17 protein-coding genes are annotated in these 21,305 nt (G+C 40.8%); 5 read left to right on the top strand and 12 right to left on the bottom strand.

Features of this window, described 5'->3' with window-relative positions:
• The 3 genes from dnaE to lpxB are packed head-to-tail and all read right to left on the bottom strand — an operon-like array spanning position 1 to position 5,244.
• Positions 1–3,492: a DNA polymerase III subunit alpha gene (gene dnaE / locus H5118_RS14395; RefSeq protein WP_138488763.1), complete on the bottom strand. Its 3,492-nt coding sequence runs from the start codon at positions 3,490–3,492 to the stop codon at positions 1–3.
• A gap of 2 nt (positions 3,493–3,494) precedes the next feature.
• Entirely contained in the window at positions 3,495–4,097 is a 603-nt protein-coding gene (rnhB, locus tag H5118_RS14390; RefSeq protein ID WP_165723758.1) for a ribonuclease HII, read from the bottom strand.
• Positions 4,087–5,244 carry a lipid-A-disaccharide synthase gene (gene lpxB, locus H5118_RS14385; RefSeq protein WP_182674388.1) on the bottom strand — a complete coding sequence of 386 codons (1,158 nt, stop codon included), beginning with the start codon at positions 5,242–5,244 and terminating at the stop codon, positions 4,087–4,089. Before lpxB ends, rnhB begins: the two co-directional genes overlap by 11 nt.
• Positions 5,245–5,546: 302 nt before the next feature.
• Here lpxB and H5118_RS14380 point away from each other — a divergent pair, with 302 nt between their 5' ends.
• Genes H5118_RS14380 through cydC form a run of 5 tightly spaced genes read left to right on the top strand, consistent with a single transcriptional unit; the run spans position 5,547 to position 11,964 of the window.
• Complete coding sequence (locus tag H5118_RS14380) at positions 5,547–7,130, top strand: cytochrome ubiquinol oxidase subunit I (RefSeq protein WP_182749222.1); 1,584 nt, start codon at positions 5,547–5,549, stop codon at positions 7,128–7,130.
• Positions 7,127–8,266: a cytochrome d ubiquinol oxidase subunit II gene (gene cydB, locus H5118_RS14375; RefSeq protein ID WP_002958302.1), complete on the top strand. Its 1,140-nt coding sequence runs from the start codon at positions 7,127–7,129 to the stop codon at positions 8,264–8,266. The genes H5118_RS14380 and cydB overlap by 4 nt, the downstream gene beginning before the upstream one ends.
• Positions 8,267–8,278: 12 nt before the next feature.
• Positions 8,279–8,443, top strand: a complete 165-nt coding sequence (gene cydX, locus H5118_RS14370) for a cytochrome bd-I oxidase subunit CydX (RefSeq protein ID WP_002958303.1) — start codon at positions 8,279–8,281, stop codon at positions 8,441–8,443.
• A complete protein-coding gene (gene cydD, locus H5118_RS14365; protein ID WP_182749273.1) occupies positions 8,433–10,226 on the top strand; it encodes a thiol reductant ABC exporter subunit CydD in 1,794 nt (597 codons plus the stop codon). Before cydX ends, cydD begins: the two co-directional genes overlap by 11 nt.
• Positions 10,219–11,964 carry a thiol reductant ABC exporter subunit CydC gene (gene cydC, locus H5118_RS14360; protein ID WP_182749220.1) on the top strand — a complete coding sequence of 582 codons (1,746 nt, stop codon included), beginning with the start codon at positions 10,219–10,221 and terminating at the stop codon, positions 11,962–11,964. Before cydD ends, cydC begins: the two co-directional genes overlap by 8 nt.
• Here the strand turns inward: cydC and H5118_RS14355 are convergent.
• The 9 genes from H5118_RS14355 to H5118_RS14315 form a co-directional block, all read right to left on the bottom strand.
• Positions 11,947–12,339 (bottom strand): septal ring lytic transglycosylase RlpA family protein, encoded by a 393-nt coding sequence (locus H5118_RS14355; RefSeq protein WP_024596251.1) that lies wholly within the window; start codon positions 12,337–12,339, stop codon positions 11,947–11,949. The two genes, cydC and H5118_RS14355, sit on opposite strands and share 18 nt — an antisense overlap.
• Before the next feature lie 148 nt (positions 12,340–12,487).
• Entirely contained in the window at positions 12,488–13,258 is a 771-nt protein-coding gene (gene lpxA, locus H5118_RS14350; RefSeq protein ID WP_182749219.1) for an acyl-ACP--UDP-N-acetylglucosamine O-acyltransferase, read from the bottom strand.
• Positions 13,259–13,260: 2 nt separating this feature from the next.
• Complete coding sequence (gene fabZ, locus H5118_RS14345) at positions 13,261–13,713, bottom strand: 3-hydroxyacyl-ACP dehydratase FabZ (RefSeq protein WP_002958310.1); 453 nt, start codon at positions 13,711–13,713, stop codon at positions 13,261–13,263.
• Positions 13,714–13,739: 26 nt separating this feature from the next.
• Positions 13,740–14,762 (bottom strand): UDP-3-O-(3-hydroxymyristoyl)glucosamine N-acyltransferase, encoded by a 1,023-nt coding sequence (lpxD, locus tag H5118_RS14340; RefSeq protein WP_024596249.1) that lies wholly within the window; start codon positions 14,760–14,762, stop codon positions 13,740–13,742.
• A gap of 7 nt (positions 14,763–14,769) precedes the next feature.
• Entirely contained in the window at positions 14,770–15,288 is a 519-nt protein-coding gene (locus H5118_RS14335; protein ID WP_002958312.1) for an OmpH family outer membrane protein, read from the bottom strand.
• An 11-nt stretch (positions 15,289–15,299) separates the two neighbouring features.
• Complete coding sequence (bamA, locus tag H5118_RS14330; RefSeq protein WP_024596248.1) at positions 15,300–17,771, bottom strand: outer membrane protein assembly factor BamA; 2,472 nt, start codon at positions 17,769–17,771, stop codon at positions 15,300–15,302.
• 100 nt (positions 17,772–17,871) lie between these two features.
• On the bottom strand, positions 17,872–19,224 hold the full coding sequence (rseP, locus tag H5118_RS14325; protein WP_002958314.1) for a sigma E protease regulator RseP: 1,353 nt from the start codon (positions 19,222–19,224) through the stop codon (positions 17,872–17,874).
• A 1-nt stretch (position 19,225) separates the two neighbouring features.
• Positions 19,226–20,431: a 1-deoxy-D-xylulose-5-phosphate reductoisomerase gene (gene ispC, locus H5118_RS14320; protein ID WP_182749217.1), complete on the bottom strand. Its 1,206-nt coding sequence runs from the start codon at positions 20,429–20,431 to the stop codon at positions 19,226–19,228.
• Positions 20,428–21,294 carry a phosphatidate cytidylyltransferase gene (locus H5118_RS14315; protein WP_024596496.1) on the bottom strand — a complete coding sequence of 289 codons (867 nt, stop codon included), beginning with the start codon at positions 21,292–21,294 and terminating at the stop codon, positions 20,428–20,430. The genes ispC and H5118_RS14315 overlap by 4 nt, the downstream gene beginning before the upstream one ends.
• Positions 21,295–21,305 lie beyond the last annotated feature (11 nt).

Here is a 21,305-nt window from a genome sequence, read left to right as displayed (position 1 = left end):
TTAGTTAAATTCTAGTTCTACATCTTGCGCAGCCATTAGTGATAACTTATGGATTAAGTCGTCACTTGGCGTAACACACCATTCGATCCCAAGAGTTAATTGCGCCAACGCATCTGGACGTTGGTAATAAACCTTGATCGGACACGTTCCCATTTTATAGGGTTCGAGTACTTTTTGTAATTTATCGAAGAAACCTGCCTCGATTTGCACCATGTTCAGCGTCATTTTAATCGCTTTAATACGCTTTTCACGCGCTTGAGCAATGGTGTTTATTTCTCTGGCGGTCATTGTAATACCACCGGAGAAGTTATCAAAGCTGACCTGTCCAGATATTACCAAGATATTGTTAACTTGGAGCATATCTTGGTACTTTTCAAACTCGTCTGAATACAAGCGTACATCAATCCGTGCACTCTTGTCATCTAAAGTTACTAAGGCCCAACGATTTCCTTTTTTATTAATTAATACTCTAGAAGCAATAACTAAACCAGCTGCCGTTGCAAACACATCACGATTAGTTGGCTGTAAATCAACTATTTTTCCGCTAGTGTAATGCCTAAGCTCACGGCGGTACTGATTTATTGGATGCCCAGTTAAATAAAGGCCTAGCGTCTCTTTTTCGCCATCTAACCACTCGTTATCAGTAAGCCCTGTGGCTTTAATAAAAGCTTGTTCAACTTCATCAGGCTCAGTGGCTAATAAACCAAATAAGTCACTTTGTCCTAATTGCTCAGCTTTGTTGTGTTGATCGGCCGCACGCATAGCATCTTTTAAACTGGCTAGTAATGTAGCACGCCCAGATTGGGTTTTCTCTGGTCCTAATTGATCCAAAGCACCTGCGTAAATTAATTTTTCAGTAACACGTTTATTTAAGCGTTTTAAATCAACACGGGCACAAAAATCAAATAAATCTTTAAATGGGCCGCCTTTTGCACGCGCTTCTAAAATTGCTTCAACCGGTGCCTCACCTACGCCTTTTATCGCGCCAATGCCGTAAACAATTTCACCTTCAAGGTTTACTGTAAACTTAAACTCACCTGCATTTACGTCTGGTGGTAATAAGGTGAGCTTCATGTTTTCACATTCATCCACCAAAATAACTATTTTGTCGGTGTTATCCATATCGGCCGACATTACCGCAGCCATAAACTCTGCAGGATGATGCGTTTTCATCCACAATGTTTGATACGATACGAGTGCGTAAGCTGCTGAGTGAGATTTGTTAAAACCGTAACCTGCGAACTTTTCTACCAAGTCGAAGATTTTTATCGCAAGCTCGCCGTCAATGCCGTTATTTCTTGCGCCATCTTCAAATGTTGAACGCTGCTTTGCCATTTCTTCGGGTTTTTTCTTACCCATTGCACGACGCAGCATGTCGGCGCCACCTAGCGTGTAACCTGCTAGTACTTGCGCAATTTGCATTACTTGTTCTTGATACAAAATAATGCCGTAGGTTGGATCAAGTATTGGTTTTAAGCTTTCGTGCTGATACTGCGCATCTGGGTATGAGATTTCTTCGCGGCCCAGTTTTCGGTCGATAAAGTTATCTACCATGCCTGATTGCAGTGGACCTGGGCGGAACAAGGCCACAAGTGCAATCATATCTTCAAAGCAGTCGGGCTTAAGGCGGCGTACTAAGTCTTTCATACCACGCGACTCTAGCTGGAATACAGCAGTCGTTTCGGCGCGAAGTAGCAACTCAATACTTTTTTTATCATCCAGTGGAATGGTGTTTATATCAACGGGGTCTTTACCTTGGCGCTTCATGCGCACATTGGTCATATCGACCGCCCACTGCAATATAGTCAGTGTACGTAAACCCAAGAAATCGAACTTAACTAGGCCGGCTGTTTCTACATCGTTTTTATCAAACTGTGTTACTGGAAACTTACCTTCGTCGTCGCAATAAAGCGCAGCGAAGTCGGTAATAGTGGTTGGCGATATTACTACGCCACCCGCATGTTTACCGGCATTACGTGTACACCCTTCAAGGATGCGACACATGTCGATTAAGTCTTTTACCTCATTGTCGCCATCGTAGGCTTCTTGCAAGCGCGGTTCTACATCAAACGCTTTGGCAAGTGTCATACCGGGGTCACCCGGAATCAATTTTGAAATTCGATCAACAAACCCGTAAGGATGGCCAAGCACTCGCCCTACATCGCGTATTACCGCTTTTGCAGCCATGGTCCCAAAGGTAATAATTTGCGAAACCGCATCCCGACCATACAAAGCCGACACGTGATCAATTACTTCGTCTCGTCTATCCATACAAAAATCGACGTCGAAATCGGGCATTGATACACGTTCAGGGTTTAAGAATCGCTCAAAGAGTAAGTCAAACTCAAGTGGATCAAGGTCGGTAATTTTAAGCGCGTACGCAACTAACGAACCCGCACCGGAACCACGACCAGGTCCAACTGGAATATTATTATCTTTACTCCACTGAATAAACTCCATTACGATTAAGAAGTAACCTGGGAATCCCATTTGGTTGATTACACCGAGCTCAATTGCAAGACGCTCATCGTATTCAACACGTTTTACTTTTCTATCTTCTTCGTCGGGGAATAAAAACTGTAGTCGCTCTTCTAGGCCGTCTTGTGACACTTTAACTAAAAAGTCTTCAATTTTAAGCGAGCCGGTTGGGTAATCAGGTAAAAAGTAAGTACCTAATTGCACAGTTACATTACAACGCTTAGCGATTTCTACGGTATTTTGTAGGGCTTCTGGAATATCGCTAAACAACTCAGCCATTTGCTCAGGTGTTTTTAGATATTGTTCTTCAGAGAACCGTTTAGGGCGGCGCTTATCATCGAGCGTGTAACCGTCAAAAATAGCAACACGAATTTCGTGCGCTTCAAAGTTTTCGGGCTTTAAAAACACCACTTCGTTGGTCGCTACAACCGGTAGTTGCTCTTTAGCAGCAAGCTCTACCGCCATGTGCAAGTAATCTTCTTCAAGCGGTCGATTGGTGCGAACAAGCTCTAGGTAGTAGTTATCGCTAAAATGCTGCTTATAAAAACTAACAACCGATTCAATTACAGTCGGATTATTTTTTAATAATGCTTTACCTAAGTCACCGTCTTTAGCGCCTGAGAGAATAATTAAGCCTGCTTTTAGCTCAACTAACCACTCGCGGTCAATCACAGGGCGATGAAATACATGCCCACGCTGATAAGCTTTAGATATCAGCAAGGTAATATTTTTATAGCCGTCGTTGTCTTTGGCTAATATAGTTAAGCGGCTTGGCTCATCAGGAAACTCTGGGCTACGAACCCAAAAGTCAGCACCCACTATAGGTTTAATACCTGCATTATGCGTGGCGCCATAAAAACGCACTAAACCACAAAAGTTCATTTGATCGGTAATTGCAATGGCTGGCATTTGCAGCTCTTGCGCTTTTGCGACGATTGGCTTTGTTTTAGCAAGGCCATCAACCATCGAAAAGTCTGAATGAACTCTTAAATGAACAAAATCAGGAGCAGCCATGCTTAGCCCTCACCATTGGCTTGCGCCAAAACCCGCTGCACAGGTTTAAAGCTTTTACGATGCTCGTCAATTGCACCGTACTGTTCAAGCGCTGCAAAGTGCGCTTTAGTGGGATACCCTTTGTGCCCTGCAAAACCATATTCTGGGTGGCGTGCATCAAGTTCAAGCATTTCGTCATCGCGCGCTACTTTAGCTAAAATAGACGCTGCTGAAATTTCGGCCACTAAGCTATCACCTTTAACAACAGCTTGTGCTGGCATAGTGAGTTTTGGCAATCGATTACCATCTATAAATACAAATTCAGGTTGTGTGCTTAATGCCTCTACTGCGCGAGTCATGGCAAGCATCGTTGCGTGTAGAATATTTAACTCATCAATTTCTGTTGGACTGCAGCGTCCATACGCGTAGCACAATGCTTTTTCTTTTATTTCAACTGCAAGTGCTTGGCGTTTTTTATCCGTTAATTTTTTAGAATCTGCTAAACCTGCAATTGGTTTAGTGGGATCTAAAATGACGGCGGCAGTGACTACATCACCAACAAGCGGGCCGCGCCCTACTTCATCTACACCAGCAATTAAGGATACATTGGGTCTATCAATTTGCATTTATTAACTCCGCCACAGCATTGGCTGCTTGTTCACTGGCATTTAATCTGATTTTTTCGTGAATAGCTAAAAAGCGTGCTTTTAGCTCTTTGTTATCTGTGTTGAGCATAGGGGTAAGTGCGTTTGTTAAGTTAGTCACATTACACTCGGTTTGTAAAAACTCAGGCACTAGCTCTTCGTCGGCTAATAAATTAGGCAGCGAAAAGTACTTAATATTAAACGTAAATAAAGTTTTAAAAATCCAATAGCTCAAAGGCTTTATTTTATAGCCCACAACCATTGGTTTTTTATAAAGCATACCTTCAAGTGTTGCTGTGCCCGAGGCTAATAAAATAGCATCAGCAGCTTGCATCGCTAATTTTGATTGCCCATCAAGCAGGTTAACATTAAGGTTTGGTGCGGTAGCGTTTAATATATCACTAAACTGCGCTTTGCGTTTTTCGTTAACCAACGGCACCACAATTTTAAGATTGGGGTTTTTAGCTTGCAGCTCAGCAGCTGTTTTAATGTAAGTCTCGCTTAGCAAACCAACTTCAGAGCCTCGACTACCAGGTAGCAGCGCCAGTACTTTGTCATCAAGGCTTAAGCCGAGTTCTTCTCGTGCTTTAGTATCGTCGTGCTCAAGTGCTATGTCGTCTGCCAAGGTATGCCCCACAAATGTACATGGCACTTGGTGCTTATCGTAGAACTCTTTTTCAAATGGTAATAATGCTAACACTAAGTTAGTGGCTGCACTTATTGTATGAATGCGCTTTTCGCGCCACGCCCAAACAGACGGACTTACATACTGTACGGTTTTAATACCCGCATCTTTAAGTGGCTTTTCTACACGTAAGTTAAAATCCGGTGCATCAATACCTATAAATACATCAGGTGGGTTATCTACAAAATGCTGCACGAGTTGTTTACGTATTTTAAGCAAACGTGGTAAACGCCCTAGCACCTCAACAAGCCCCATAACCGAAAGCTCATCCATGTCGTAAAGTGTTTTACAGCCCTGCGCTTGCATTTTAGGTCCTGCTATTCCTTCAAAAATAGCGTCCGGAAAGTGTTTTTTAAGGGCTTTAATTAAGCCTTCACCTAAAATATCGCCCGACAGTTCACCTGCCACAATACCAATTCGTAGTTGTTTTTTATCTTTATTCATTTGATTTTATTTCACAAGTAAACCAGGCGTTCATGCTTGTTAGTTTACCGTGTTTTACTGTTTGGTTAAACGCTTTAAATAACTGGTTTTTTATTACCTAAGTTAAGGCTTTATGTTGTTTGTTTTTAATACTGATGTAGCATAGGAAATATATATTACGCTTTACTAATTATGTATGTTGACAAAGATTGCACAAACGTAAATACTATTACAAACTTTCAGTAATTACTGAAAGTTCATTAAATTTTAACTTTGCCAATAAAATGTTGCCCTGTTAATCCGTCACTCTCAAGGAGCCAATAATGATAGATGAAACCTTTGTGGATCTATCGCGATTACAGTTTGCTGTTACCGCTCTCTTTCATTTCTTATTCGTACCGTTAACGATAGGTATGACCTGGATTTTAGTTATTATGGAATCGGTTTATGTTATGACCGGTCGCGAAATTTATCGTGATATGACTAAGTTTTGGGGAAAATTGTTTGGTATTAACTTTGCAATTGGTGTGGCAACAGGCCTTACCATGGAATTTGAGTTTGGTACTAACTGGTCTTATTACTCCCATTACGTAGGTGATGTTTTTGGGGCTCCCCTGGCTATTGAAGGTTTAATGGCATTCTTTTTAGAATCGACCTTTGTGGGTATGTTCTTTTTAGGCTGGGACAGGCTTTCTAAACGCCAACATTTAGGCGCGACCTTTTTAATGGCCATTGGTACTAACATGTCGGCGCTGTGGATTTTAATTGCCAACGGTTGGATGCAAAACCCAGTAGGCGCTGAATTTAACTATCAAACCATGCGCATGGAAATGACCAGTTTTGCAGAGCTTGTGTTTAACCCTGTAGCCCAAGTTAAGTTTATTCATACTGTATCGGCAGGTTATGTAGCAGCGTCTATGTTTGTGCTTGGTATTAGTAGCTGGTACATATTGAAGGGTCGTGATTTAGCATTTGCTAAACGCTCTTTTTCAGTCGCATCAGGCTTTGGTTTAGCGTCAATTTTGTGTGTAATTTTACTCGGTGACGAATCAGGCTACGAAGTAGGCGAAGTCCAAAAAGTAAAACTTGCCACAATTGAAGCTGAATGGCACACAGAAGAAGCTCCGGCTGCGTTTACCGCATTTGGTTTTCCTGATTCAGAAGAGCAAGTAACACATGCGGCGGTTAAAATACCTTACGCACTTGGGTTAATTGCTACGCGCTCACTAGATGAGCAAGTAACGGGTATTAACGACCTAGAAAAACAACATGAAGTACGTATTCGCAACGGTATGATTGCTTATGAATACCTTACAAAACTTAGAAACGGTGAAGATACGCCAGATAATATCGCCAAATTTAATACTCTAAAAGATGATTTAGGCTATGGCTTGCTACTTAAGCGCTACACACCTGATGTTGTAGATGCTACTGAAGAACAAATTCAAAAAGCTGTTAAAGACTCTTTTCCTAAAGTAGGCCCTATGTTTTGGTCATTTAGGATTATGGTTGCCTGTGGTGTGGCCATGCTAGGTGTATTTATATTGGCATTTTACTACAACGCACACCGCGTTATTGAGCAAAAACGCTGGTTGTTATGGGCTGCCATATTGAGTATTCCACTACCTTGGATAGCGATTGAGTTTGGCTGGATTGTTGCCGAGTATGGTCGTCAACCTTGGGCTATATCTGAAATACTGCCGACCTTTTTAGCCACGTCGTCACTAACAGTAAACGATATTTTAATTAGCTTAACTGGGTTTATTGTTTTCTATACTGGTTTAGCCATTGTGGAAGGCTGGCTGATGATCCGCTTTGTTAAGCAAGGGCCAAGCTCGCTACATACTGGTAAGTATCATTTTGAATTACCAAGCAAAGCTGATAAAACTGAAGGAGAGCAATCATGATTTTTGATTATGAAACATTAAAAATGCTTTGGTGGTTGATCATTGGTGTGCTGCTTATTGGTTTTGCTATTACCGATGGTATGGATATGGGCGTTGCTATGTTGCTCCGCCTCGTTGGTAAAACAGATTCAGAGCGCCGCACAGTAATAAACACAATTGGCCCGCATTGGGATGGTAACCAAGTATGGTTTATAACTGCAGGCGGCGCGTTATTTGCGGCGTGGCCTATGGTTTATGCAGCTGCATTTTCGGGCTTTTACTTTGCCATGATGCTAGTACTCTTTGCTTTGTTTTTTAGACCACTTGGATTTGATTACCGCAGTAAAGTAGACTCAAAACGCTGGCGCAATAACTGGGATTGGGGCTTGCTTGCAGGCAGCGCGATTCCAGCATTAGTATTTGGTGTTGCGTTTGGTAATTTATTTTTAGGCGTACCGTTTAATATTGATAACCTTATGCGTGTAAGCTACCAAGGATCATTTTTTGGCTTGCTTAACCCATTTGGATTACTTGCAGGTTTAGTGAGTATTACCATGTTAGTTGCGCATGCGGGTATGTGGTTACAACTTAGAACAGCAAGTGTGGTCGCAGAGCGTTCGGGTCAATATGGTCGCTATTCTCTTATTGTGTTTATCGTGTTATTTGCTGCAGCTGGTTTTTGGGTGGCTAACTTAACGGGTTACCAAGTTGTATCTATGGCTGATACACAAAGTCATGCAGACCCTTTAGCTAAAGTAGTCACTACAGCGCAAGGTGCTTGGTTAAGTAATTACAGCACTCGTCCGTGGACAATGACCTTCCCTATTTTAGCCTTTGCAATGGCATTAAGTGCACTTGTGTTTTCAAAATTAAATAAACCTGCACTTGGACTTATTTCAACAAGCTTAATGTTAATTGGCGTAATTATGACGGCCGGTGTTTCTCTGTTCCCATTTATTATGCCATCAAGTAATAACCCTAATATTAGCTTAACAATTTGGGATGCGGTATCGAGCCATAAAACGCTCAATATAATGTTTGTTGCAGTGTGTATTTTTGTACCACTAATATTGTCCTACACCACTTGGTGTTACGTAAAAATGTGGCGCAGAGTAACGGTAGAAGAAATTGAAAACAACACTCATGGTAGCTACTAAGGAGACTAAACAATGTGGTATTTCGCTTGGATTTTAGGTGTACTTTTGGCCTGTACCTTAGGTGTAATAAATGTAATGTGGTACGAATTTCATCAAAATAAAAACAGCATTGCTGATGATGAACAAGCCATGCACGATTTATTAAATGATGCTAACAACACAAAAGATGACGACTAACCCCCGACCAGATCGCGCGCAGCAGCAATCACTGCGCGCTTTTTTAAAGCGTCAAAGTAAACCCGCTGCAGTGTGGTTAAAGTTAAGCATTGCACTGGGTACTTTTAACGCATTACTGATGATTGCAGGTGCTTATTTACTGGCTCAAGCTATTCATAATGTAATGTTTGAAGGTAATAATTTAGCCCAAGTCACTCATTTATTATGGCCCTTAGCAGGCATTATTTTATTGCGCGCGGTGTTTTTAGCGTTAAGTGAGCGCTTAAGTGCATTTGCTGCGCTTAAAATAAAATCGGCTATGCGCCAAACACTTCTCCATAAGCTCAGCTTACTTGGGCCTAGTTATATAGAACAACACGGCCAAGGCGCTACATTAAATACCCTGCATAATGGCGTTGAAGCACTTCACGACTATTATGCTAAATACTTGCCAGGTGTTGCTTACAGCGCGCTTATTCCGCTGGCAATATTGGTAGTTATTTTTCCGACAGATTATAAAGCTGGGCTGATATTTTTATTAACCGCCCCGCTCATTCCTTTTTTTATGATTTTAGTAGGCACTAAAGCCGAAGCTTTAAACCAAAAACGCTGGAAGCAACTTGCTGTACTGGGCAATTACTTTTTTGACCGCGTGCAAGGTTTAACTCAGCTAAAACTATTTAATGCAACATGTACCGAGCTTAAACAAATAGCTAAAATTTCAGATGATTTTAGACACGCGACACTCGATGTTTTAAAAATCGCGTTTTTATCATCATTTGCACTTGAGTTTTTAGCCACTATTAGCGTGGCACTCGTTGCCGTAATTATTGGTTTTAGACTATTTTTTGGCACTCTTGATTTTGCCACTGGCTTTGTGGTGCTACTTTTAGCGCCTGAATTTTATTTACCACTGCGCCAACTAGGTAGTCATTACCATGCACGTTTACAAGGTATTAGTGCGGCGGCCGATATGGTTGCGATTTTAAATGCCCCACTGCCAAGTGACGAAAATGCGTCAGTAACTACAAGCGCACCTGAAAACAATTTAACTTTAAATACAATTAATTCAATAAGTATTACCGACCTTAATTTTATATACCCTGGTAGTAACGAAGGGATTAAAAATATAAATTTAACATTGCCAAATAAAGGCTTAATTGCAGTTGTGGGCAGTAGTGGCTCAGGTAAAAGTACGTTGTTTGATTGTCTATTAGGGTTTCACCCTGAGGTGATTAACAACCTATCTATTAATGATCAGAGTTTAAGTACAACCGATATTACTTACTTGCAAAATAATATTGCATGGATACCACAACAAGCGACGCTATTTTACGACACCATTGCTGCCAACATTAAATTGGCCAAACCCACTGCCACACAGCAAGAGCTTGAACACGCGGCAAAACAAGCTGGTGTGCTTGAATTTATTAATACCCTACCCGATGGTTTTAACACCCAGATAGGTGAGCAAGGTGAAGGGCTTTCTGGCGGTCAAAAACAACGTATTGCACTGGCTCGCGCATTTATAAAACAAGCACCAGTCTTAGTGCTTGATGAGCCCACAGCGCACCTTGATAGTCAAACAGAGCTGCTTATTCAAGATGCTATTATTGAATATGCTAAAAACAACTTAGTATTAGTTATTGCCCATAGATTAAATACCGTTAAACATGCCAGCAATATAATTGTGATGCACGATGGAAAAATAGCTGAGCAAGGTCACTTTGAAACACTTGCAGCGCAAAATGGTGCATTTGCTGACTTACTAAAAACGGCTGAACAAGGGGTGGTGCATGTGTAATTTTATTCGTTTATTAAAACTTTGTGCTCCTCATTACAAAGCTATGCTATTGGGTACATTTTTAGCGACGATTACGGTATTAGCTAATGTGGGCCTGTTGGCTATATCTGGCTGGTTTTTAGCATCAATGGCCGCTGCTGGTATTGCGGGCGTACAAATGAATTATTTTACTCCTGCCGGCACGATTCGTTTTTTAGCTATTGTGCGAACAGCATCGCGCTATGGCGAACGCCTAGTTACTCATAACGCCACGTTTTTATTACTAAGTGAAATACGTACCAATGTATTTGCAACGTTAAGCAAGCTTAACAATGTTGATTTAGCAATGAGCCGCAGCGCTGATCTAGTTAACCGATTACAAAACGATGTAGACGCACTCGACAAATTTTATTTAAACGTTTTACTTCCTATGCTGGTCGCTCTTTTAAGTGTGCCAATCATCATGCTGTTTATGTCGGCCTATAATGGCAACGTCGCCCTTATTTGCTTTACTGGCATTATACTTATTGGTGTGGTTATACCTGCCCTACTCAGCATAAAGCTCACTAAAAACAGCCATAAAGAAACACAACTTAGTGCACAACTTCGCTCTGAGCTTTCAGATACACTTACAGGCCTTAGAGAGCTTAGTATTTATCAAGCCCGTTCGCAGCAACTTAATAAGTGCGACGAATTAAGCGAGCAGTACAATCAGCAATTATTTATTCGCCACAAAGCACTGGCAAACTCAGATGGATTAAGCTTGTTGGTTGTTCAATTAGCCATGCTTGCTAGCATAGTAACCATTGTGCCGCTGGTTTACGCAAGCAGTATGGTAAATGTAGAACTTGCTATGTTAAGTTTATTTGTACTGGCAAGCTTTGAAAGCGTATTACTACTACCCAACGCGTTTATAGAGCTTCCAAATGTTTTAAAAGCAGCAGAGCGATTGTTTACACTTGAAGATAAAGCAGCTAGTACGCAAATTGAAAGTAAACATGTAGACATTGATGAAAACTTTAGCGCGCAAAATCACACGTTAGTACTTAACAATATTAGCTACCAATATGGTGAACAAACAGCGCTAACTAATATCAGTTTTGAACTAATGCCTCAGCAAAAAGTAGCGATTGTAGGTAGAAGCGGCAGCGGTAAAACGACGCTTGTAAATTTACTTACTGGTTTATGGCCTTTGCAACAAGGCAGCATAACGCTAAACAATCAAAATAGCGTTGTTGACTTACATTCGTTAAATAATGATATACGCGCAAATGTTATAAATATACTCGCCCAGCAGCACCATATTTTTGATGGCACATTAAGTGAAAACTTACGTTATGCCGCGCCAAATGCAACTAAAGAGCAAATGATTGAAGCGCTCGCATTAGCTCAATTGAGCCCATGGTTTAATGATCTAAAAGAAGGTTTAAAAACACGATTAGGCACTGGCGGGCGTAACGTGTCGCAAGGTCAATCTAGGCGTATAGCCATTGCCCAAGCATTACTTAAAAACCCTACTATTTTAGTTCTTGATGAACCAACAGAAGGTCTTGATAATCAATCTAAGCAAGGGGTAATGCAAGCAATAATGCATGTTATGAATAACGCCAGCGTGCTGACAATTACGCACGATCCCGCTCTACTTGCTCAAATGGATAATGTTGTATGGTTAGAAGGCGGTAAAGTAGTCGCACAAGGCTCTCATAAAGAGCTCAGTAGCACTTATCCCGACTATGTGGCGCTAACTACCCGGTTTTAAAACCGTTACTGATACATCAATAACGCCGACTTTAGGGTCGGCTATCTTTTCAAACATACTCTTTGATAAATCAATAATACGACCTCGCACATACGGGCCTCTATCGTTAATTCTTACCGTGACTGATTTATTATTAGCGAGGTTGGTAACAACGACCTTAGTGCCAAAGTCGAACTCTAAATGGGCTGCTGTGGCGGCTTGTTGGCTAAAGCGCTCTCCGTTGGCAGTTGTTCTCCCGTGATATTTGTCAGCATAAAAAGATGCTTTACCAACTTGAGTAACCTCTCCAGTAGATGATTTAACAATAGGTTGGCTACTACAAGCGGCTAACGCTGAAGTAATAAAAAGAGTGACAACTAACTTAGGTAAACGCATAGGATGACTTTTATTATACAAATTAGATGCATACTAACTTGAGCTCGCTGAGTATTAACTGAATTAGGTCTAAACCGTGGGCAATAAAAAACCACCTTCGATTTATCATCTAGGGTGGTTTTTTTATGCTTAGAGCAAAACGCGCGAATTATCTTACAATGCCGCGCTCTGAGCTTTTAACAAAGTCGACCATCAATTTCACAGCAGGGTACTTTTCAGCATCTTCTGTGAGAGATTCAATCGCTTCGTCTGCACCTAAGCTTTTACGGTAAAACGCTTTGTATGCACGGCGTACAGCCATAATTTCATCACTTTCGAAACCACGACGTTTCATGCCTTCTTTATTGATAGCGGCAGGGCCTGCTGGCATACCAATGGTAGTAACAAAAGGTGGTACATCTTTGTTAACACCTGAATACATACCAATAAAGGCATGTGCACCAATTTTACAAAACTGATGAACTCCCGAATTACCACCTAAGATAACCCAGTCGCCTACATGTACATGGCCGGCCACACTTGCATTGTTAGCAAAAATTACGTTATCGCCAATTACTGCGTCATGTGCAACGTGTGTATAAGCCATAAATAAGTTATTACTACCAATTTTAGTAACGCCTTGGTCTTGAATTGTACCACGGTGAATAGTGGCACATTCACGGATAACATTGTTATCACCCATGATTAATGTGGTTGGCTCGTTGTTGTATTTTTTGTCTTGGCAGGCTTCGCCCACAGACGCAAACTGAAAAATATGATTGCCAGAGCCAATAGTTGATGGCCCTTTAACAACAACATGAGACTCAATAATACAGTTATCACCGATAACAACATCATTGCCAATATAACTATACGGACCAACTGAGACATTGTTACCTAGTTTAGCGCCAGGTTCGATTATTGCTGTAGAATGGATCACTATTAAAACTCTCTTCTCGCACACATAATTTCGGCACTACACACTACTTTGCCGTCGACTCTAGCTTCTGCTGCAAACTTCCAAATGTTGCGACGTTCTTTTAAAAACTCAACATGAAGGTGCATTGTATCACCTGGGATCACTGGCTGTTTAAAACGTGCGTTATCAACAGCAGCAAATAAATATAATTCGTTTTCACTACGATTTTCTACTGTTTTAAAACCTAATAAACCCGTGGCTTGCGCCATTGATTCTAATATTAGCACACCAGGAAAAATTGGCTGATTTGGGAAATGGCCAGTAAATATAGGTTCGTTTATAGAAACATTTTTAATAGCATGTAAAGATTTGCCAGGTGTAAAATCAATAACACGATCAATTAATAGCATCGGGTAACGGTGCGGTAATAAACTTAAAATTTCTTGAATATCAAGGCTATTTAATTCGTTTGCCAAAATAGCATCCTTATTAGTGTTCAACGTTATGACTTAGCCAATGCTTCCAGCGCTTTAAGACGAGATTTCATGTCTGAAAGGTTACGCAAGTGAGCTATTGATTTACGCCATTCTTTGTTTGTTGTATGGGGCATACCAGATGAGTAAATACCTGGTTCGGTGATTGATTTTGTCACCATACTCATGCCGGTAATTATAACACCATCACATACAGACATGTGACCATTAATTGCAACCATGCCACCAATTTGACAGTTTTTGCCAATGGTAACGCTTCCTGCAAGTACGGTGCAGCCCGCGATTGCGGTGCCTGAATTAACTTCAACGTTGTGCGCTATTTGACACTGATTATCGATAATAACATTGCTATGGATAATGGTATTGTCCAGTGCGCCACGATCAATTGTCGTGCTTGCACCAATTTCAACTTTGTTACCTATGATCACTGAACCAAGCTGAGGTATTTTTACCCATTGCCCGCGTTCGTTCGCATAGCCAAACCCATCACTACCTACAACACTATTTGCTTGAAACAAACAATCTGAACCAATTTCAACATCGTGATAAATAGTCACACTAGACCAAAGCTTAGTGCCAGAGCCTATTTTAACACGTTCTCCGATAAAACTGTTCGGACCAATTTGCGCATTGTCACCTATCACCGCATCAGCTTCAATGACTGCATTAGCCCCTATAGCGGCGCTGTCACTAACAATCGCTGTTGAATGAACAGTGGCACTTGGATGAATACCCGTCGAGGCTGAGCGTGGTGTTGTATCCATAAATTGCGCTAATTTTGCGTAACTTACATACGGATTCGCAACAATAACTTTGCTACCACTAAAGTACTGAGCATCGGCTTGGCTTACTATTACAGCGCTAGCTTGAGTAGTCTCAAGTTGCGAGCGATATTTTGAGTTCGCTAAAAATGCAATATGCCCAGAATGGGCATTTGCAAGTGTCGCTATTTTTTTTATTTCTAAAGCGCCATCACCCTGAAGTTCGGCGCCTAGAAGTTCCGCAATTTGCGAAAGCGTATAATTTTGCATAGAGTGATTATTTCTTACTAACTGCAGCTACAACTTTAGACGAAAGATCAGTTACTTCTTTAGGATTAAAGTAAATTGTTGTGTCTTTTACTTTAACTTCGTCGAAGTCGCCGTCTTTAGCAATTTCTTCAATTGTTTTGATGATTACACCTTGAACTTTAGCAAGTTCTTGGTTTTGGCGCGCTTTGATTTCTTGCTCTAAAGGACGACCTTGTTCAGCAAGATTTTTTTGCATGCCTTGGATTTTATCACGTAGTGCATCTTTTTGAGCTTGGCTCATAGTTGTACTTTCGCGTTTAAATTTTTCAGCTTCAAAACGAATATCGCCTTGTAACTTTTCAAGCTCTTGACGACGTTCAGCAAACTCAGTTTGTAAAGACTGTTCAATTTTAGCCATTTGAGGAATTTGCTTGTAGATTTCCTGCATATCAACAATACCTACTTTGTGTGCAAATGCATTCACAGAAGTACCCATCATTAAAGTTGCTAAAACTGCTACAGCTGTTGATTTAAATAATTTTTTCACAAAAAACTCCTTTAGAAAGTGTTACTAATGTTAAAGCTGATGGTTTTCGTATCGTCATCTTCTTCTTTTTGCAATGGATACGCAAAACTGATCAGCATTGGACCCATTGGAGAGATCCATTGTAATGAAAGACCGGTTGAAACCCTAAAGCGCATTGGGTCTGAATAGTCATCTAATTTAGCACGTTCATCAACGCCTAAGTTTTGATAGCGGTCTACGTTAAACTCAGTATCCCATACGTTTGCAGCATCAACAAAGAAGCTAGTACGTACAGAGCTGGTATTTTCTTCATCTAAGAATGGCGTAGGAACAATTAGCTCCATACCTGCCACTGCTTTAGCATTACCACCAATACGGCCTTGCGGCACTAGAATATCAAATTCTGATGCGCCACCAATGCTACCGGTTGTAGTACCGTCTGCACCTGGCGTACCTGGAATAGACTGCGGTATACGCGATACAGCACGTGGTAATATTGTATTACGGTCAAAGCCACGAAGTTCCATTTCCGTTATACGGAAGTACTCTTGGAATGGAAGTGTTTGCTCATACCCGTTTGTAGAACCATAACCATTACCATAACCAAGCGCTGCACGCGTTGAGAATACCCAACGGTGGTCATTTGATATAGGCCAGTAAAAACGCGAATCGTAATTCAGTTTAAAGTACTGAAGATCTGAGTTAGGCGTTGTTGCTGTTAAGTTTAGAGTTTGACGCGAACCCGCTGTTGGGAATAAACCACGGTTAACTGTAATACGCGACCAACCAACACTCAGCTCATACTTAGTAAAGTCAAAGCCTGCATCTGGGTTGTCTGGATCTAAGAATGTTTCACGAAGTACACGCGTTTGCTCGTACTCTGCAATATCCGAAAGCTCTTCTTTAATCCAACGGGCGCCAAAGTTAACACGATTTACAGCATCAATTGGAAAACCAATATTTGTGCCTAAACCATAACTTTTTGATTTGTACTCAACAAGGCTAAATTTACTTGCATCGTAGTTTCTGTAAAAAATGCTACTGCCTTGCGATACACCATCTGGCGTAAAGTATGGGTCTGTGTACGATAAGCTTAAGCTTTCAGAACCTGTAGACGTGTTAAGGTTTAAACCAATTTGGTTACCTGTGCCTAAAAAGTTAGATTCTGTTACACCAATATTAAACTGCAGACCTAAGTAAGAACCATAAGCAAGACCAGCATTAAAGCTACCCGCTGATTGCTCTTTTACAGTAAAGTCTACATCTACTTGGTCATCCACACCTGGTACAGGCACTACGTTAAAATCAACAGTTTCCATATAAGGCAAACGTTGAATTTGTAGTTTTGAACGCTCAAGGTTTTGATTAGATAACCAGGCGCCTTCAAGTTGTGTCATTTCACGGCGAAGTACTTCATCAGCTGTATTTTGGTTACCACCAACAATAATACGACGAACGTATACACGCTTACCTGGATTAACCGATAGTGTTAGTTGTACTTCTTGCTTTTCGTCGTCAATTTCTGGAATTGTACGCACTTCAGCATTAGCGTAACCAAAACGTGCTAAGTAGCTTTTAATAAATTCTTCTGACGAAGTAACGACTGAGCCATTGTAAAGCTCACCCGCTCTAAGTGGGATAACACTTTTAATTAAGTCTTCACGGCCAAGCAAGTCACCAATAAAGTCAAAGCCTTTAACGGTATATTTTACGCCTTCGGTTAAGTTAGCTGTAACGTAAACTGATTCACGTTCAGGGCTCACTGATACTTGCGTTGAATCGATATTAAAACGTAGGTAACCACGGTCTAAATAATAACTACGAATTTTTTCTAAATCGCCTTCAATGGTTTGCTTTTGGTAGCGATCGCTACCCATAAACTGCCACCAAGGTAAATCTTGCTGCGATTCAGCAAGTTTAAGAAGCTCTTCATTAGAAAAAAGTTCATTACCCACTAAGTTAATTTGTCGGATAGAAGCTGCATCACCTTCATCAAACTCTAATTTAAGTTTAACGCGGTTACGAGGCAACTTAGTAATACTGATATCTACTTTAGCGTTGTATTTACCAATACTGTGGAAAAACTCAACTAAGCCCTTTTCGATACTATCGATAACGGTTTTATCAAGTGGTTCACCTTGGCGAATATCTTGCTGATCAAGAGACTCATTAAGCTGCTCGTCTTTAATGTCTTTATTGCCTTCAAACTCAATGAAGCTGATGGTAGGACGTTCCGTTACTTTAAAAATAACGTTGTTGCCATCACGAAGGGCTTTTATGTTATCAAAGTGCCCAGAACGATAAAGTGACTTTATTGTTTTTGAAATCGTATAGTCATCAACATTATCGCCTACGTTAATAGGAATATGTGTTAGCGCTGCACCAAGTGCTACACGCTGTAAACCTTCAACTTTCAGGTCTTCAACAATAAAGGAGTTTTGGCCTAGGGCTGCAAAACTTGCACCCAATAAACTTGTTACTGCCAAATGTTTTTTTATAGCCATTTTATTATCTTTATCCTTTACAACTGTATTACCGCATAACACCCTACTAAAGTGGTGCTTTACAATCGTGTTCTAATTAGTAATTTGCCACGCTGTAAAACTACAAACGCGATACATCATTGAACAAAGCGAAACATGTTAGAAAAATGAGCAACAAGGCGCCCACTTTAAAACCAAACTCTTGTGTCTTTTCAGAGACCGGCTTTTTACGAAAAAGTTCAATTATGTAATACATTAAGTGTCCACCATCAAGTACTGGTAAGGGTAATAAATTAAATACACCCAAGTTAACGCTTATTAAGGCTAAAAAGCTTAAAAAGGCCACTAACCCATAGCTTACGCTAGTTCCAGCGCCTACTGCAATGCCCACAGGGCCACTTAAATTCTTAACCGAAACCTGGCCTGTAATTAAATTACCAATCATGTCAAAACTGAGTGTAATTAAGCGCCACGTTTCTTTTGTGCCTCGCACGATACTATCGAGCGGGCCGTAATGTCTAGTCTCTACATAACCATCAGGCCATTGCTGTACAACAGGAGCAACACCTAAAAAGCCTTGCTCAATACCGTTATTATCAATGCGCCCTTTAGGGGTTACTGTAATGGCTTTTATAGTATCTTGTCTTTTTACACTAAATTGTAAAGATTTGTTAGCTGATTGCGTAATAAGATTAACTAATTGCTGCCAATTGCTTATTGTTTCACCGTTTACAGCCAAAATTGTGTCATTAACTTGTAAATTAGCGTGTTCTGCAGCTGAGTCTTTAGTTACGGCGGCAATTGTTAAAGTTGCTTGAGGTCTAAACGGCACAATACCTAACGAGCTTAATGGTGGCACGTCTTGCTGATCTAATTTCCACCCCTCTAAATTAAGCGTTTTAACACGTGGTTGAAGGTTTTTATCGCGCACTATCACTTCAACGCTTTCTTCACCTAAATTAGACATAAGTGCAAACGTGGCATCTTGCCAGGTCGTTATATCATCATCACCAATTTTTATAATATGTTGAGAAGGCATAATGCCCGCTTGCTCTGCCCGGCTACCCTCGGTAATACTACCTACCACAGGCTTTACCGACTGCACACCCACCATATACATTACAGCAAGAGCAAAAATGGCAAACAAAAAGTTGGCCATTGGACCCGCTGCAACTATGGCAATACGTGCTTGTACAGATTTAGCGTTAAACGATAAATGACGTTGGTTTGCCGGCACGTCATCAACACGCTCATCAAGCATTTTTACATAACCGCCTAATGGAATAGCCGCAATCACATATTCGGTATTATATTTATCGTGCCATTTTAATAGTGGCTTACCAAAGCCAATTGAAAAACGCAGCACTTTAACGCCCATTTTTCGTGCAACCCAAAAATGGCCATATTCATGTATGGCCACTAAAATACCAAGCGCTAAAATAAATGAGCCAAGATTCCAAAAAAAATCAAACATATTAATGCGCCACTTTTGTTATAAATTCTGAAGCGCTAATACGCGCTAATTTATCGCACTCTAAAATTTCATCTAAGCTTTGTACATTGGTATACGTTGCAGATTCAAGCGTTTGTGCATTTATTTTGTATATATCAGTAAAACCAATTTTACCGTTTAAGAATGCACCTACTGCTATCTCATTTGCAGCATTAACCGTTGTAGTAGCGCCCTGCCCTGCACTACACGCATCAATCGCTAATTGTAAATTTGGATAGCGAGAAAAGTCAGGCTTGGTGAATGAGAAATCACATATATCAGAGAAGTTTAACGGTTTAACGCCTGCATTAATTCGCTCCGGGTATGCAAGTGCATGGGCAATTGGCGTGCGCATATCAGGGTTACCCATTTGCGCTAAAATAGAACCGTCATGATATTGCACCATTGAGTGAATAATACTTTGTGGATGAATCACTACGTCTATATCACTGGTGTCGCAATTGAATAACCACTTAGCTTCAATAAACTCTAAGCCTTTATTCATCATAGTGGCCGAGTCTACTGATATTTTTTGACCCATCGACCAGTTAGGATGCGCCACGGCTTCACTTACAGTTACATCTTTTAGTGTGTTTATATCGCGCGTTAAAAACGGGCCACCAGAACCGGTAAGCAAAATTTTACTTACGCCATGTTGCTGTAAATTTTGATCGCCTTTGGCATTTTGTAACGAAGAAGGTAGACATTGAAAAATAGCATTATGTTCGCTATCAATTGGCAGCAAGGTCGCTTTATGTTGTTTAACTTTATCAATAAACAACTGACCTGACATAACTAACGATTCTTTATTAGCAAGGAGTACTTTTTTACCTGCTTCTACTGCACTTAATGTTGGCAGTAAACCAGCGGCACCTACAATTGCCGACATCACGACATCAACATCTGGGTGAGCACATAAGTCGCACATTGCTTGCTCGCCGTGCATAACAAGCGTTTGGCATGGTGTATTAGCTAAATAAGCAGATAACTGCTCAGCGGCTTGCTGGGTAGCCATAATCGCATAAAGTGGTTCGTGTTCAATACACAGCTCAGCCATTTTTTTTGCGTTTTGCCCTGCAGCTAAAACAAAAACATCAAATAACTCTTTATTGCGCGATACAACATCTAGTGTACTTAAACCAATTGAACCTGTTGCGCCTAAAATAACCAGCAATTGCTTTTGGCTCATAAACTAAGAGTCCACGCATAGCACATTACAAACATTGGAGCTGCAGCCGTTAAGCTGTCAATGCGATCTAAAATACCGCCGTGCCCAGGTAAACAACGGCCGCTATCTTTTAAACCAGCTTCACGTTTAAACATGCTTTCAAGTAAATCACCTACCGCAGAGAACAATGCAATAAATGCAGTCATTATCGCGTAGATAGGCCAAACACCTAAATCAACATCGGTAAAGTGACAAAATGCTAAAACAAAAATGATAGAAGCGACTACACCGCCTGCTAACCCTTCAATTGTTTTATTAGGGCTCACTTTTGGCATAAGTTTATGCTTACCAAAGCTCTTACCTGAAAAATAAGCACCAACGTCTGCACTCCACACAATACCCAATACGACTAAAATAAGTACAGAGCCAAAATGTGTTGATTCAGCATATTGCGCACTGCGCAGCGTATTTAGTGCAAGCCATAACGGCACAAGTGTTAATAAACCTGCAATGCCGCGCATTACTAGACCTTCATTCCACGCTTTAGCCATTTCTGGATAGCGCCAAATTAAATAACTAGCAACAATCCACCAAGCAAACGAAAGCGTAAATAAGTAATTCGCATCACCTACTAGCTTGCCACTTTCCCATAGTGATTCAATAGGCCAATGTAAATTAAGCAGGCCAAGTAAGGCTGCAATCAATACAACAAAAGCACCACGTTTGAGCTTATCGCATAAACCCATAAACGCAGACCATTCCCATGCGCCTAATAATACTATTGCACCGGCAAAGTAACTAAATAACGTAAGCGGTGTATAAAAAACCAAAGCTAATGCCGATGGTGCAAGCACAAGTGAGGTTAAAATTCGTTGTTTTAACAAAATGTGACCCT

Source organism: Pseudoalteromonas sp. SR41-1 (genome assembly GCF_014164015.1).
In the GTDB taxonomy this organism is placed as follows: Bacteria; Pseudomonadota; Gammaproteobacteria; order Enterobacterales; family Alteromonadaceae; genus Pseudoalteromonas; species Pseudoalteromonas distincta.
The sequence above is the reverse complement of the archived record's forward strand: the minus strand, read 5'-3'. Positions and strand labels throughout refer to the sequence as shown.

Bases quoted from the DNA above. Each gene is read 5' to 3' on its own strand.
- dnaE (WP_138488763.1), bottom strand. From the start codon at position 3,492: ATGGCTGCTCCTGATTTTGTTCATTTAAGAGTTCATTCAGACTTTTCG.
- rnhB (WP_165723758.1), bottom strand. From the start codon at position 4,097: ATGCAAATTGATAGACCCAATGTATCCTTAATTGCTGGTGTAGATGAA.
- lpxB (WP_182674388.1), bottom strand. From the start codon at position 5,244: ATGAATAAAGATAAAAAACAACTACGAATTGGTATTGTGGCAGGTGAA.
- H5118_RS14380 (WP_182749222.1), top strand. From the start codon at position 5,547: ATGATAGATGAAACCTTTGTGGATCTATCGCGATTACAGTTTGCTGTT.
- cydB (WP_002958302.1), top strand. From the start codon at position 7,127: ATGATTTTTGATTATGAAACATTAAAAATGCTTTGGTGGTTGATCATT.
- cydX (WP_002958303.1), top strand. From the start codon at position 8,279: ATGTGGTATTTCGCTTGGATTTTAGGTGTACTTTTGGCCTGTACCTTA.
- cydD (WP_182749273.1), top strand. From the start codon at position 8,433: ATGACGACTAACCCCCGACCAGATCGCGCGCAGCAGCAATCACTGCGC.
- cydC (WP_182749220.1), top strand. From the start codon at position 10,219: ATGTGTAATTTTATTCGTTTATTAAAACTTTGTGCTCCTCATTACAAA.
- H5118_RS14355 (WP_024596251.1), bottom strand. From the start codon at position 12,339: ATGCGTTTACCTAAGTTAGTTGTCACTCTTTTTATTACTTCAGCGTTA.
- lpxD (WP_024596249.1), bottom strand. From the start codon at position 14,762: ATGCAAAATTATACGCTTTCGCAAATTGCGGAACTTCTAGGCGCCGAA.
- bamA (WP_024596248.1), bottom strand. From the start codon at position 17,771: ATGGCTATAAAAAAACATTTGGCAGTAACAAGTTTATTGGGTGCAAGT.
- rseP (WP_002958314.1), bottom strand. From the start codon at position 19,224: ATGTTTGATTTTTTTTGGAATCTTGGCTCATTTATTTTAGCGCTTGGT.
- ispC (WP_182749217.1), bottom strand. From the start codon at position 20,431: ATGAGCCAAAAGCAATTGCTGGTTATTTTAGGCGCAACAGGTTCAATT.